We start from the raw sequence: 13,850 nt of genomic DNA, 5'->3' as shown, positions 1-13,850 counted from the left end.
CTGTTTCACCGCAATCATGGGGTGTCGTTGAGATAAGCCCGAATGGCCTGCGCTGATTTCTCGCTGTATCGGTAGCAATTCTTCAGGAAGAAAACATCTTCCACGAACATGTTGGTGATGCACGGCGCGGGGGCTGCGGTGGCGTGAAACTCGCCATCGCCGTGTGTGGCACCGAGCGTATGCCCGACTTCGTGGGCGATGGTGCGATAGGCCGTCATCGACGCTATGGCCGAGCGTTGGCCGAGTGCAGCGATGCCTTGCACCAAGAACGTCAGATTGTCCTTGGTGATCAATAGGTATTTGTGGCGCCTGTCGCGAGGTTTTTGTTCACCAATGACGTAATCGATCACGCGCTGGTCCCATTCATACAGCGCCTTGTCGGCATCGCCCAGTCGATAGTCAAAGTCTGTATAACCGGGTTTGCGCAGGATCGGAACGATCTGCACGTCTCTTTCGGTAATGGCGCTGAGGTCTTCGGTGAACCAGCCCAGGTATTTTGCGTCCAGCTGGCGGATGTCCTGATCATTCAATTCATCGTGCAGAAATAGCGTCAGCACGATGGGCTGTTTCGTCTCTGAGGCGTCGCGGTCTGCTGCCAGGTTTGAAGTGGTGATAGCGCCAAGAAAGGTGATGGTAAGTGCTGTGGTCACTAGGTTCATGGTCTTCTCGTCCCTGAGAATAAAGATGCGGTATTGCCGGGTTAGCAAAGCAGGTCACGAATCTGTTGTCAGTCCGGCTGAACACTGATTGGTGTGGGGGCTTTCGACTCTGCATGTAAGAAATCGAACTGGGAACAGGCCCGCAGAGCTCAACGAGGGTTATTTCAGCGTCTTACCAATCTCTGCGGTAAATGCCACAGGCTATGTCGCTCGCCTTAGCCTTGGGGACATTCTTCAGCGTTGCAGATCCGCATCGCAGGGGTCCATTGACTAACGGTCGTCAAAGGGGCTGTCTTCCTTCCGCTTTGCGGTATACTGCGCGGCCTTTGGCCGGTTGCACTGGTCATCATTCGTACGACAAGCCACGCCGGTCTTCCCGCGTGGCTTGTTGTTTTTAGACGCGCCTGCGGGCGCCCGATGAGAGGCACGACGATGAGCGCACTGGTTGGCGTGATCATGGGCTCCAAGTCCGATTGGTCCACCCTTAGCCACACCGCCGATATGCTGGAAAAGCTCGGCATTCCGTACGAAGTCAAAGTGGTGTCGGCCCACCGCACGCCGGACCTGCTATTCCAGTACGCCGAAGAGGCTGAAGGCCGTGGCATCGAAGTGATCATCGCCGGTGCGGGCGGGGCTGCTCATCTCCCAGGCATGTGCGCCGCCAAGACCCACCTGCCCGTGTTGGGCGTGCCGGTACAGTCGTCGATGCTGTCGGGCGTCGATTCGTTGCTGTCCATCGTGCAGATGCCGGCGGGCATTCCGGTGGCGACGCTGGCGATTGGCAAGGCCGGTGCGATCAACGCCGCATTGTTGTCGGCCAGCATTCTGGGTGCCAAACACCCGCAATTCCATGCGGTGCTGAAAAAATTCCGCACTGAGCAGACAGACAGCGTTCTGGACAATCCAGACCCACGCGAGGCCTGAGGTTTTCATGAAGATCGGCGTAATCGGTGGCGGCCAGTTGGGCCGCATGTTGGCACTGGCGGGCACTCCGCTGGGCATGAACTTCGCTTTCCTTGACCCGGCACCGGACGCTTGCGCCGCTGCATTGGGCGAGCATCTGCGTGCCGATTACGGCGATCAGGCCCACTTGCGCCAATTGGCGGAGGAAGTGGACCTGGTGACCTTCGAATTCGAGAGCGTGCCCGCTGAAACCGTGGCGTTCCTGTCGCAGTTCGTGCCGGTCTACCCCAGCGCCGAAGCCCTGCGCATCGCCCGCGATCGCTGGTTCGAGAAGAGCATGTTCAAGGACTTGGGCATCCCGACGCCTGCGTTCGCCGACATCCAGTCCCAAGCCGACTTGGATGCAGCTGTTGCCAGCATCGGTCTGCCTGCGGTGCTGAAAACCCGCACGCTGGGTTACGACGGCAAGGGACAGAAAGTCCTGCGCACCCCGCAAGATGTGGTCGACACGTTCGCCGAACTGGGCAGCGTGCCATGCCTGCTGGAAGGCTTCGTGCCGTTCACCGGTGAAGTCTCGTTGATCGCCGTGCGTGCCCGTGATGGCGAGACCCGCTTCTACCCGCTGGTGCACAACACCCATGACAGCGGCATTCTTCGCCTGTCCATCGCCAGCACGGATCATCCGTTGCAGGCGCTGGCCGAGGATTACGCCAGTCGCGTGCTCAAGCAGCTCGATTACGTCGGCGTCCTGGCATTCGAGTTTTTCGAAGTCGATGGCGGCTTGAAAGCCAACGAAATCGCCCCGCGCGTTCATAACTCCGGTCATTGGACCACCGAAGGCGCCGAGTGCAGCCAGTTCGAAAACCACCTGCGCGCCGTCGCTGGGTTGCCGCTGGGTTCGACCGCCAAAGTGGGGGAGAGCGCGATGCTCAACTTCATCGGCGAAGTACCCGCCGTGGAAAAGGTCATCGCCATCGACGACTGCCATTTGCATCACTACGGCAAGGCGTTCAAGGCCGGTCGCAAAGTTGGCCACGCGACCGTGCGCAGCCACGACCGCGCGACGCTGGATCGGCAGGTGAAGCGGGTTGAGGCGTTGATCAAAAACTGATCAAGCGACGACGCCAGCCCGTTTGCCGCCACCTTGGATCTGGCAATCCTCTGTAGGAGTGAGCTTGCTCGCGATAGCGTTCCGTCTGTTACCGAATAGGTCGCTGACCCACTGCTATCGCGAGCAAGCTCACTCCTACAGTCGTTTGGAGCGTTCAATTGCATTGAACCATTCATCCCGCGCACCCCTCTCATAGCGTGTTGCCAATTGCCGACTAGGCTTTGGCATAACCATTCAAACAGAGGGAAATGGCATGGGAATCATCGGAACCATCTTCATCGGCCTGATCGTGGGTCTATTGGCTCGCTTTCTGAAGCCAGGCGACGACAGCATGGGCTGGATCATGACCATTATTCTGGGTATCGCCGGCTCTCTGGTGGCGACCTACGGTGGTCAAGCCCTGGGTATCTATCAAGCGGGTGAGGGCGCAGGTTTCCTCGGCGCGCTGATCGGCGCGATCGTCCTGTTGGTCATCTACGGCCTGATCAGAAAGAAATGAATGAGTCTGGCCCTCTGCGCTATCGCCGCGCAGAGGGCTAGAATGCACGGCACTTCATCCTTTGCGCCGAGCACGTCAATGCGTCGTCTTCTTCTCGTTACCCTGCTGCTGGTCTGTGGACTGGCACGCGCCGCTGATCTCCCCGAAACCGACTGGCTCGAACTGATGCCCAAGTCGGATCAGAAAGCCCTCGAAGCCATGCCCGAAATCGATCACAACTCCCCGGAAGCCCAGGGTACGTTCGACAGCAAGGGTGGTTTGAAACAGAGCAAAGGCCTGCCGGCCGTGATGTATTCGACCAAAACCGTTGCGGCCATGGACGGCAAGCACATCCGGCTGGGCGGCTATCCGGTCCCGTTGGAAACCGACGCCAAGGGCCATGCCACGCTGTTTTTCCTGGTCCCTTATCCTGGCGCCTGCATCCACGTTCCACCGCCGCCCCCCAATCAGCTGGTGCTCGTGCGTTACCCCAAAGGCTTGAAGATCGACGACATTTATACGCCGTTGTGGGTCATCGGCACGTTGAAAATCGAGAAAGTCAGCAATGATCTGGCCGATGCGGCCTACGCGCTGGATGCGGGGAAAGTGCGAGTGGTGACCGAGGCAGATTTGTAGGCTGTCCGGTTTGCAGTGATAGGCATAGGGTCCACACCCTACGTGGGGGTGAGCAAGCTCACTCCCACGTATTGTGGTTATCTGTTATTCCTCGGCCAACGGCTCGGCCCATAGGCTGACGCCCATGGTGTGCATCTCATTCGGCGCAATCGTCACGACATCGGTCATCACGTTCGCCGTCTCTACGCACACCATGCCTTGCCAGCCATCGGCCTCCATGTCGCTGAAAGTCTTGGTCTTCTCGATCCACGGGTTCCATACCACTGCCGTTTTCGAACCGACGGTCTGGACCTGGATACGGCGCTTCCATGCTGGGTCGACGATGGAGATCAGGTCGGGTGTGTCCTGATAGATACGGTCCGTCTCGCCTGTGAAGGTAACGTCGCCTACCTGATCGTTCACCTTCTCCCAACTCTCCAGCGTGTTCAGGTACTTCACGCCGTCGAGGCCCTCAATGCTGACCTGATGCACGTCGCTTACCGCGAAGTAGCTGTGCAGCGCCTGGCTCAGCGTGACCGCTTCGGGGCCTGCGTTGAAGCTGATCAGGCTCACGTTCAGCGCTGCATCCAGGCGAATCTGCAGCTTCAAACCCACCGTATGGGGCCAGCCCGGCAAATGACCTTCGGCTTTGGGTTGAATGAACTCAACGATCAACGCGTCGCCATCTTCACCCATGCCCATCAACTCCCAGTCAATGGCCCGGACTTCGCCATGAGCGTTCGCATGTTCGCTGCTGTGTCGCATGGCCTGCACGCTTTGGGGATTGCGCTGGAAATTGCCGAACCACGGCCAGCACACGGGCATGCCGCCCCGAATGGCCTTGCCGTGTTTGAACACCGCACCGGGGTTGGACCAGATTAGGGGCTCATCGCCGTCGACCTGGTAGCTGATGATGTGCGCGCCCTGCTGGGCGACCACCAATTCGGCCTGACCGTGGCGAATGCGCCAGCAATTGAGCTCACCGAGCTGGATGGATTCGACTTCTGGCGTAGGCATAGGGGTACTCACTCAAAGGACAGTGACTGAATCAGACTGTGCCAAGCTTGATGAGTTTACGGCGCGCTGCCAAGTGCGAAGAACCCGGGCCTTGACGTTCAGCGTCGGGCAGGAACCGAGCGGGTGCGCCCGCTGCCGTCGATCGCAACGAAAACGAAGACCGCCTCTGTCACCTTGCGCCATTCGCTGGACAGCGGATCGTCGCTCCAGACCTCGACCATCATCTGGATCGAGCTGCGGCCGATCTCCAGCGTCTGGGTATAAAAGGACAACTGCGCACCCACGGCCACCGGCACCAGAAATGCCATGCGATCGATCGCGACGGTTGCGACGCGCCCGCCTGCCACCTTGCTGGCCATTGCTGTGCCCGCCAAGTCCATTTGTGCGACCAGCCAGCCGCCGTAGATATCGCCAAAGCCATTGGTTTCACGGGGCAATGCGGTGATTTGCAACGCCAGATCGCCCTGCGGAATTGGATCTTCTTGCTCTAACTCATTCATCAAAGGGTCCCTCTGACCCATCACGCTCAGTCTTCATAACGTTTAAAGGGGAAGTTCTGCGAAAACGACTCGAATGAATGGCTTCGCACAAATTCCCCGTAAGACCTGTGAGTCGCGGCCAGCCAGTATATCGGTCAGTGCCGGGCCAGACGACCGCCGGGTTTCCATTTTGCCCGACACGCGTTGCAATCCATGTGCATCGACGCGCAATTTGCTATCGTGCCAAACCGATTTGGCTCACTCCGCCAATATTGGCACGCAATTTTGATGCCCGATTCACGTGTCGAGTCGACAAATCGCGTGCACAGCCGCTACCCATGGCTGCCTAGCTACCGATCACTCGTCCGCAAGAGTCTCAAAAGAGAAGCCATTGTCATGTCCTCTGTGTCTTCAAGTGCCACGCAACCTTCACGTCCGCTGACCCGCAACGATTACAAAACCCTGTCGCTTTCTGCCTTGGGCGGCGCGCTGGAGTTCTACGATTTCATCATCTTCGTGTTCTTCGCGGCTGTGGTAGGCAAGCTGTTTTTCCCCGTAGACATGCCGGAATGGCTGCGTCTGATGCAAACGTTTGGCATTTTCGCCGCGGGCTACCTCGCTCGTCCGCTGGGCGGAATCGTGATGGCGCATTTCGGCGATCTGCTTGGCCGCAAGAAAATGTTCACCCTGAGTATTTTCCTGATGGCGGTGCCAACCCTGATCATGGGTCTGTTGCCGACGTACGCGCAGATCGGCATCTGGGCGCCGCTTTTATTGCTACTGATGCGCGTCATTCAAGGCGCCGCCATTGGTGGCGAAGTGCCTGGCGCGTGGGTATTCGTTTCCGAGCACGTTCCCGCACGTAACGTCGGTTACGCCTGCGGTACCCTCACGTCGGGTCTGACAGCGGGCATTCTGCTGGGCTCGCTGGTCGCCACCTGGATCAACAGCGTTTACGCACCGGCCGAAGTGGCGGACTACGCCTGGCGGATTCCTTTCCTGCTGGGCGGGGTGTTTGGTCTGATGTCTGTGTACCTGCGACGTTGGCTGCACGAAACGCCGGTCTTCGCTGAGCTGCAACTGCGCAAGCAGCTGGCCGAAGAAGTGCCGCTCAAGGCCGTGCTGCGTGACCATCGCGGTGCCGTCGTGCTGTCGATGGCCCTGACCTGGCTGCTGTCGGCGGGTGTCGTGGTGGTCATTCTGATGACTCCGACGTTGCTGCAGACCGGTTACGGTTTTGCCCCCGCTGTCACGCTCAAAGCCAACAGCCTGGCGATTGTGATGTTGAGCCTCGGATGCATCGGCGCTGGCGCTCTGGCTGACCGCTTTGGCGCAGGTCTGGTTTTTCTGATCGGCTCCTTGGGGCTATTGCTCAGTTCCTGGACTTTCTACCACACCGTCGGCGCCTACCCGGATTGGCTGTACCCGCTTTATGCGATTACCGGCCTGTTCGTCGGCACCATCGGCGCTGTGCCGTTCGTCATGGTGAAAGCCTTCCCACCCGTCGTCCGATTCTCCGGGTTGTCGTTCTCCTACAACCTGGCTTACGCGATCTTCGGCGGCCTGACACCCATGGTCGTCACCTTGATGCTCAAGGCCAACCCGATGGGGCCTGCGTGGTACGTGGCGATTCTGTGCGTGCTGGGGATGCTGATTGGCGTGTATCTGCTGAAGAGCAAGCGCGTGGCTGATCGCTAAGATGAGTCTGACGTTCGCGGACGATACCGTCCGCGAAAGGCGCATTTATCAGATTTTGATTGCTAAAACGGCTGGCTGACTGCTGGCACTGCCCACTGCGAGTATCTGATCCGGTCTGGTATTGAGCGCAGACCCAGGACTCGTGAAAAAGCTCGAGTCCGGCAACGTGCCGAATGGGCTGCCTTCAGCCAGCGTACCATCCGGGCTGCCGTCCGGATTGAACCTTCCGATTACAGGGCCGGTGCTTCCCTCCGGCCCGCCGCTTCCCATGGCTAAAATCTTGCCATCTGATTGGAGCTGCCGTGTTCCAGTAAACCAGATATCGAAATCCGAGTTATTCGAGAATCTGTGAAATCCCGGCTTTCCGGAGTTGAAGCCTTTGTCGAATTTTCCGTCATTGCTTACGACTGAAATCAGACTCTCTACGACCAAGCCTCCGTCTCGTAGAGTATCCGCAGATCCCGTTGCGAGCATGCGCTTGTCGTTGAGCAGATGAATACCTGTGACAATGGGGCTGTGCAAGCTCTCTGTGAAGTGGGTCGCACCACGTTTCCCGAACGCTTGCACTTTATTCCCGGCACGATCGTACTTCATCAGAACCCCTGACATTTTCTCATCCTGCGCCGTGGCACCATAAGCCAACAAACCATCGTGGCCGTCGCTGACTACGCCGTGGAGATAGGTCGACTTGCCGTCATTTGTGACGATCAATGTGCCTTGGTTCTGGAAAGTGGTGTCGAGATATCCTGTGCTGGATAACTTGGCGATCAACCCGACGTCGGTGTTACGGCGTGAAAGACCGATGAATGCACTGCCATCCGGGAGCAACGACAGAGCGTTGCCGCCCACTAGCTGCACATCGAATTTCAAGCCCAATGCGTTGATATTAATCGAGCCGCTCTCGCCGAAACGGGTGTCGGGTTGCCCGCTGGGTAGCTTTTTGGAGATGAATTGACTGGATATGAACGAGCTTCCTGCTAACGCCGTATTCGTCCCCCATAGAGAAATGTTGCCTTCACTATCTTCATGAATGCCTTGAACGATCGATATACCCTGCTTAGCGAAGCTGACGTTAATAGCGCCTTCTCCGTTTGCAAACGCGGGATCAAGGGTGCCGTCTTGAGTGATTCGCACCAATCGCGCCAGATAGCTTGGCGGCGGATTGACAATTTTTATCACCTCATAAAAAGCCACCAGATACATTCCCGGATGCGTAACGCTGGGAATGATGCAACTGGCCCAACCTGTGCGGCCGTCCATCGGCAGCAACAGTTTTCCTGCTGCGGCAAATGAAACATCATAAGTCAGTGAAGGAAGGTCAGGGCGCAGGTGTTCGTCCAGAGTAAACTTCGGGTCCAGGGGCTTGGAAAAAAGCGCGGATATTGATGGGTTCATGATTCTTCCTTGAAATGTGGAACGACCGTGTCTTGGGTATTGTTCTTTGTAAAAGTAGACAGCGACTGATTGAGCGTTAGTGGGTGTCGCAATATAGTTAATTGCAATTGCGAATATAGAGACTTCAATCTCTTCTCCCGCATTTACATAAAGCGCTGCTTTAGACCCTCCATCCGGCAGCGGTGGACGCGTGGTGGCCGTTCTCGCTGAACAATGTCTCGCAAATCAAGAGCCGGTTTTCAAAAGCGACACCCTGTTTCATTTGTTTGTCACAATCAGGTCATAAAGTCGTCACATGGCCATCACTCACCCCGGCCAGACTTTTAGACCCCGCCAGGAGCCAGGCATGACATTCAAGCGTTTGATGACTGCACTTACCTTTGTCGCAGCTTGCATGGCCACTGCCAGCGCCGTGGCTGCGGTCGATCCCGCGATCAAACCCTATGTCAAAACCTCGGGCGTTTCGGGCAATCTGTCGAGTGTCGGCTCTGACACGTTGGCGAACCTGATGACGATGTGGGCTGAGGGCTTCAAGCGCGAGTACCCCACGGTGAACATCCAGATTCAGGCGGCGGGTTCGTCGACGGCGCCCCCAGCGTTAACCGAAGGCACGGCGACGATTGGCCCCATGAGCCGCAAGATGAAGGACGGCGAGGTCTCGGCGTTCGAGCAGAAATATGGCTATAAACCCACCGCGATTCCTGTGGCGGTGGATGCGCTGGCGGTGTTTGTGCACAAGGACAACCCGATCAAGGGCCTGACGTTGCAGCAAGTGGACGCGATCTTTTCAGCGACGCGGCTCTGCGGCGCAAAATCGGATGCCAAGACCTGGGGCGATGTGGGCGTGACCGGGGACCTGGCGGGCAAGTCGATACAGCTGTTCGGCCGTAATTCGGTTTCGGGCACTTACGGTTATTTCAAAGAAGCCTCGCTGTGCAAAGGCGACTTCAAGCCCAACGTCAATGAGCAGCCCGGCTCTGCATCGGTGGTCAGTTCCATCAGCAGCTCGCTGAACGGCATCGGTTATTCAGGCATTGGTTATAAAACGTCCAGCGTGCGCACCGTGCCGCTGGCCAAGAAAGAGGGCGATGCTTTCATCGAGGACAACGAAGTCAACGCGCTGAATGGGTCGTATCCGCTGGCGCGCTTCCTTTATGTCTACGTGAACAAGGCGCCGAACACGCCGCTCAACCCGCTGGAAGCCGAGTTCGTCAGATTGGTCCTGTCAAAACAAGGTCAGGAAGTTGTCACGAAAGACGGGTACATTCCTCTACCAGCCAAGGTCGTCAGCAAGGCATTGGCTGACTTGGGGCTATAAGAATTCGGTGGTGCGGCTCGCTGCCACCAGACAACCCTGTGCGGGGTGACCGGTTCGTCCCGTTGCTGCACGAAAGGGCCTTATGGAACGAGGCTTGCGAAACAATGAACAGTCCGTTGCCCCGGTTGCGAGGCGACGGGCTTTTTTGCGTCACCATGCTGTCATGTATCTGTCATACATTGCCGCTAGGGTGTGCGCATGAATGATTTGGCCAATTCATCAATGACCGAAAAGTCCCCGCCTGAGCGCATAGATTTCAATGCGCCGGAGCTGCAACGCAAGCGTCGTATTCGCGCGCTCAAGGACCGACTGACGCGCTGGTACGTGTTGGTGGGTGGCCTCGCCGTTCTCGCAGCAATTACGCTGATCTTCTTTTATCTGGCCTACGTCGTCGCCCCGCTGTTTCAGGGTGCGAAGCTGACCGCCCAGGCTGCACAAACTCCCAACTGGATGCAGGACGCTGGCAAGCCGCTGGTGCTCGTCGTCGAAGAGCAGAACCAGGTCGGCCTGCGAGTCTCGGACAAGGGCGAAGCGCTGTTCTTCAATATGGCAGACGGCCGCGAGCTGACCCGCGTGGCGCTGCCGGTCCCTGCTGGCGCGCACGTGACGTCGGTGGCGCAGGATCAGCCCGGCAAGCCGCTGATGGCGGTAGGTTTGTCCAATGGCCAAGTGCTGGTGTTCAAGCATGCCTACCCAATCAGCTACCCCGGCAATAAAAAGACCATCACGCCGGCCATCACTTGGCCCTACGGCCAGACCCCATTCGTGCTGGATGATGCGGGGCGTGCGCTGGAGCATGTCAGCCTCAACGCCAACGACACCACGTTGATTCTGGCGGGCGCTACCGGTGCGCAATTGCATGTGTTGTCGCTGACCCAGTCGGAAAACCTGATGACCGGCGAAACCTCCCATGAGCAAAACCGCATCGCCTTGCCGCAGCTGTCGGCGATGGTGAAAGCGATCTACGTCGATCCCCGCCAGCAATGGCTGTACGTCATTAACGGGCGTGCGCAGGTCGACGTGTTCAACCTTCAAGACCGCACGCTGAACGGCCGTTACAAACTGCTGGAAGACGCCAACGCCGAGACCACGGCCAGCGCGCAATTGGTGGGCGGTATCTCACTGATGATCGGCAGCTCCAGAGGAAACATCGCGCAGTGGTTCATGGCCCGTGACGTCGATGGCGAGATGCGTTTGCAGCACATTCGCGACTTCAAAATGAGCGGCGCGCCGATTTCTCAGATCACCGCCGAGCAACGTCGCAAAGGCTTTATCGCCATGGACACGTCCGGCAAGTTGGGGGTGTTCCACAGCACGGCGCATCGCACGTTGCTGGTTGATCCAGTCGCCAGCGGCCCGGCGGTCATGGCGCTGTCGCCTCGCGCGGATCGCATCGTCGTCGAAGACAACGGCAGGCTACTGCCGCTGACTCTCAAGAACCCGCACCCGGAAGTCTCGTGGAGCGCGTTGTGGGACAAGGTGTGGTACGAAAACTACGACGAACCCAAGTACATCTGGCAGTCCACAGCCTCCAACAGCGACTTCGAACCCAAGCTGAGCCTTGCCCCTCTGACCTATGGCACGCTCAAGGCCGCGTTCTACGCGATGTTGCTGGCGGCACCGCTGGCCGTGGCTGCTGCGATCTACACCGCGTATTTCATGGCGCCCGGCATGCGCCGCAAGGTCAAGCCGGTGATCGAGCTGATGGAGGCCATGCCGACGGTCATCCTCGGCTTCTTCGCCGGGCTGTTTCTGGCGCCGTATCTCGAAGGACATCTGCCGGGGATCTTCAGTTTGCTGCTGCTGACGCCGATTGGCATTCTGCTGGCCGGGTATCTGTGGACGCGCCTGCCAGACTCGATTCGGCTGCGTGTGCCCGACGGTTGGGAAAGCGCGATTCTGATTCCGGTCATTCTGCTGGTGGGCTGGTTCTCGCTGGGCATGAGCTCGCACATGGAGAACTGGTTCTTCGACGGTGACATGCGGTCCTGGATCACCAACGACCTGGGCATCACCTTCGATCAGCGCAACGCTCTGGTCGTTGGCATTGCGATGGGTTTTGCGGTCATCCCCAACATTTATTCGATTGCTGAAGACGCCGTGTTCAGCGTCCCGCGCGGCTTGACCCACGGCTCGCTGGCGCTGGGCGCCACGGCCTGGCAGACCCTGACCCGCGTAGTGATCCTGACTGCCAGCCCCGGCATCTTTTCGGCGCTGATGATCGGCATGGGCCGTGCGGTCGGCGAAACCATGATTGTGCTGATGGCGACCGGCAACACGCCGATCATGGACATGAACCTGTTTGAAGGCATGCGCACACTGGCGGCCAACGTCACCGTGGAAATGCCGGAGTCGGAAGTGGGCGGCAGTCATTACCGGGTGTTGTTCCTGGCAGCGCTGGTCTTGCTGGTCTTCACCTTCATCATGAACACCTTGGCAGAGCTGATTCGTCAGCGCCTGCGCAAGCAGTATTCGTCTCTTTAGGGCAGGTGCGCAGATGAAGAAGACCTCCCTCAAGAGTTGGTTCAACAGCGGCGCCCCCGGCGTGTGGCTCAGCGCGGGTGCGGTGTCGATTGCCGTGATCATGACCATCGGCCTGCTGGCCGTGATCGCCGTGCGCGGGCTGGGTCATTTCTGGCCAGCGGACGTGATCTCTGCGCAGTACGACGTCCCCGGTCAGGAAAAACACGTGCTGGTCGGTGAGTTGGTGCAATCCGAGCAGGTTCCGCGCGCGCGGCTCAAGGCGGCCGGATTGCCGGTGCCCGATCAAGGGCCGGAATTCATGACCCGCGACCTGTTCAAGGTCGGCAATCGCGACCTCAACCCCAGCGACTTCAGTTGGGTCATCGGCGAATGGCTGAAAGATCAGCACAAGCCTGCCGACCTGATGACCCTCGAACGTCGCGAGTGGGGCAACTTTTACGGCTATCTGGTCAACGTCAAAGAGAACGGCAAGGTCATCGCCGAAGGCGAAGCCGCTTGGCCGCAACTGCGCGAGCGCATCGAGCGGGTGCAGACACTTTCCGATGAGTTGGACAGTCTGGAAAAGACCGACATTGGTGCGATCAACCACGGCATCGAACGTCTGCGCCTTCAGGCGCGCAAGCTGGAGCTGAACGGGCGGCTGGATGCCGAAGCGCAAGCGGACCTGGCGACCGAGCGCGCTGAATACGACGCGCGCTACAAAGCCATCGAATCCCGCCTGACTGCGCTGCACGCCGATTTCGACCGCGACAGCCTGACCGCCCGCGACGCCAACGGCAAAGAGATCGAAATCAGCCTGGGCAAGGTCGTTCATGCCTATCAGCCAAATGCCATGGGTGTCGCGACCAAACTGGGCTTTTATTTCCAGAAGCTGTGGGAATTCCTCAGCGATGACCCGCGCGAAGCCAACACCGAAGGCGGGATTTTTCCGGCGATCTTCGGCACGGTGATGATGACCCTGATCATGGCGGTGATCGTGACGCCGTTCGGTGTCCTGGCGGCGGTCTATCTGCGCGAATATGCCCGTCAGGGGCTGATGACGCGGCTGATCCGCATCGCCGTGAACAACCTGGCGGGGGTGCCTGCCATTGTGTATGGGGTGTTTGGTCTGGGGTTTTTCGTCTATGTGCTCGGCGGCTCGCTGGATCAGCTGTTCTTTCCCGAAGCGCTGCCCGCGCCCACGTTCGGGACGCCCGGCCTGCTGTGGGCCTCGCTGACCCTGGCACTGCTCGCCGTTCCGGTGGTGATCGTCGCGACTGAAGAAGGCCTGGCGCGCATCCCATTGACCCTGCGTGAGGGCTCGCTGGCATTAGGGGCGACCAAGGCCGAAACCCTGTGGAAGATCGTACTGCCGATGGCCAGTCCGGCGATGATGACCGGCCTGATTCTCGCCGTGGCCCGCGCAGCGGGTGAAGTGGCGCCGCTGATGCTGGTGGGGGTGGTCAAGCTCGCGCCATCGCTGCCGTTGGACGGCAACTACCCGTATTTGCACCTCGATCAGAAGATCATGCATTTGGGCTTTCACATCTATGACGTCGGTTTCCAGAGCCCCAATGTCGAGGCCGCGCGACCTCTTGTCTACGCCACCGCGTTGTTGCTGGTGCTGGTGATCGCGCTATTGAACCTGTCGGCGGTCACGATCCGAAACCGCCTGCGCGAAAAATATCGAGCGCTCGATGGTTAAAGCAGCTTC

12 protein-coding genes are annotated in these 13,850 nt (G+C 58.8%); 8 read left to right on the top strand and 4 right to left on the bottom strand.

Translation table 11 applies throughout. The features are described 5' to 3' along the window. Positions 1-14: 14 nt before the first annotated feature. Positions 15-659, bottom strand: a complete 645-nt coding sequence (locus B3N48_RS14165) for a hypothetical protein (RefSeq protein WP_296184690.1) — start codon at positions 657-659, stop codon at positions 15-17. 432 nt (positions 660-1,091) lie between these two features. Between B3N48_RS14165 and purE the strand changes: the two genes are divergently transcribed. The 4 genes from purE (at position 1,092) to B3N48_RS14145 (ending at position 3,787) form a co-directional block, all read left to right on the top strand. Further along, positions 1,092-1,583, top strand: a complete 492-nt coding sequence (gene purE / locus B3N48_RS14160) for a 5-(carboxyamino)imidazole ribonucleotide mutase (RefSeq protein ID WP_074754780.1) — start codon at positions 1,092-1,094, stop codon at positions 1,581-1,583. A 7-nt stretch (positions 1,584-1,590) separates the two neighbouring features. Continuing rightward, positions 1,591-2,673, top strand: coding sequence for a 5-(carboxyamino)imidazole ribonucleotide synthase (locus tag B3N48_RS14155; RefSeq protein WP_296184687.1), 1,083 nt, complete (start codon positions 1,591-1,593; stop codon positions 2,671-2,673). A gap of 253 nt (positions 2,674-2,926) precedes the next feature. Further along, the gene (locus B3N48_RS14150) at positions 2,927-3,172 is read left to right on the top strand and encodes a GlsB/YeaQ/YmgE family stress response membrane protein (RefSeq protein ID WP_296184686.1); all 246 of its coding nucleotides are present in this window, start codon (positions 2,927-2,929) and stop codon (positions 3,170-3,172) included. A gap of 78 nt (positions 3,173-3,250) precedes the next feature. Further along, the gene (locus B3N48_RS14145) at positions 3,251-3,787 is read left to right on the top strand and encodes a DUF3299 domain-containing protein (protein WP_296184685.1); all 537 of its coding nucleotides are present in this window, start codon (positions 3,251-3,253) and stop codon (positions 3,785-3,787) included. An 84-nt stretch (positions 3,788-3,871) separates the two neighbouring features. On the opposite strand, the gene B3N48_RS14140 is transcribed toward B3N48_RS14145, so the two are convergent. Together B3N48_RS14140 and B3N48_RS14135 are read right to left on the bottom strand one after the other, a co-directional pair. After that, positions 3,872-4,783, bottom strand: coding sequence for a D-hexose-6-phosphate mutarotase (locus tag B3N48_RS14140; protein ID WP_296184684.1), 912 nt, complete (start codon positions 4,781-4,783; stop codon positions 3,872-3,874). A gap of 98 nt (positions 4,784-4,881) precedes the next feature. Next, positions 4,882-5,283, bottom strand: coding sequence for an acyl-CoA thioesterase (locus B3N48_RS14135; RefSeq protein ID WP_108236231.1), 402 nt, complete (start codon positions 5,281-5,283; stop codon positions 4,882-4,884). A gap of 375 nt (positions 5,284-5,658) precedes the next feature. Here B3N48_RS14135 and B3N48_RS14130 point away from each other — a divergent pair, with 375 nt between their 5' ends. Then, positions 5,659-6,960, top strand: a complete 1,302-nt coding sequence (locus B3N48_RS14130) for an MFS transporter (RefSeq protein ID WP_296184680.1) — start codon at positions 5,659-5,661, stop codon at positions 6,958-6,960. Positions 6,961-7,008: 48 nt separating this feature from the next. Here B3N48_RS14130 and B3N48_RS14125 read toward each other — a convergent pair whose 3' ends face one another. After that, positions 7,009-8,355, bottom strand: coding sequence for a hypothetical protein (locus tag B3N48_RS14125; RefSeq protein ID WP_296184679.1), 1,347 nt, complete (start codon positions 8,353-8,355; stop codon positions 7,009-7,011). Between the two features lie 346 nt (positions 8,356-8,701). Between B3N48_RS14125 and B3N48_RS14120 the strand changes: the two genes are divergently transcribed. From B3N48_RS14120 to pstA, 3 genes are all read left to right on the top strand, one after another. Beyond that, positions 8,702-9,673 (top strand): phosphate ABC transporter substrate-binding protein PstS family protein, encoded by a 972-nt coding sequence (locus B3N48_RS14120; RefSeq protein WP_296184677.1) that lies wholly within the window; start codon positions 8,702-8,704, stop codon positions 9,671-9,673. A 198-nt stretch (positions 9,674-9,871) separates the two neighbouring features. Continuing rightward, on the top strand, positions 9,872-12,157 hold the full coding sequence (locus B3N48_RS14115) for an ABC transporter permease subunit (protein WP_296184676.1): 2,286 nt from the start codon (positions 9,872-9,874) through the stop codon (positions 12,155-12,157). 13 nt (positions 12,158-12,170) lie between these two features. Continuing rightward, on the top strand, positions 12,171-13,841 hold the full coding sequence (gene pstA, locus B3N48_RS14110) for a phosphate ABC transporter permease PstA (RefSeq protein WP_296184675.1): 1,671 nt from the start codon (positions 12,171-12,173) through the stop codon (positions 13,839-13,841). The last annotated feature ends 9 nt before the right edge of the window (positions 13,842-13,850 follow it).

This window comes from Pseudomonas sp. UBA1879, from assembly GCF_002338065.1.
Taxonomy (GTDB): domain Bacteria; phylum Pseudomonadota; class Gammaproteobacteria; order Pseudomonadales; family Pseudomonadaceae; genus Aquipseudomonas.
Note: the sequence above shows the minus strand (reverse complement) of the source record. Positions and strands in the feature narration are given on the sequence as shown.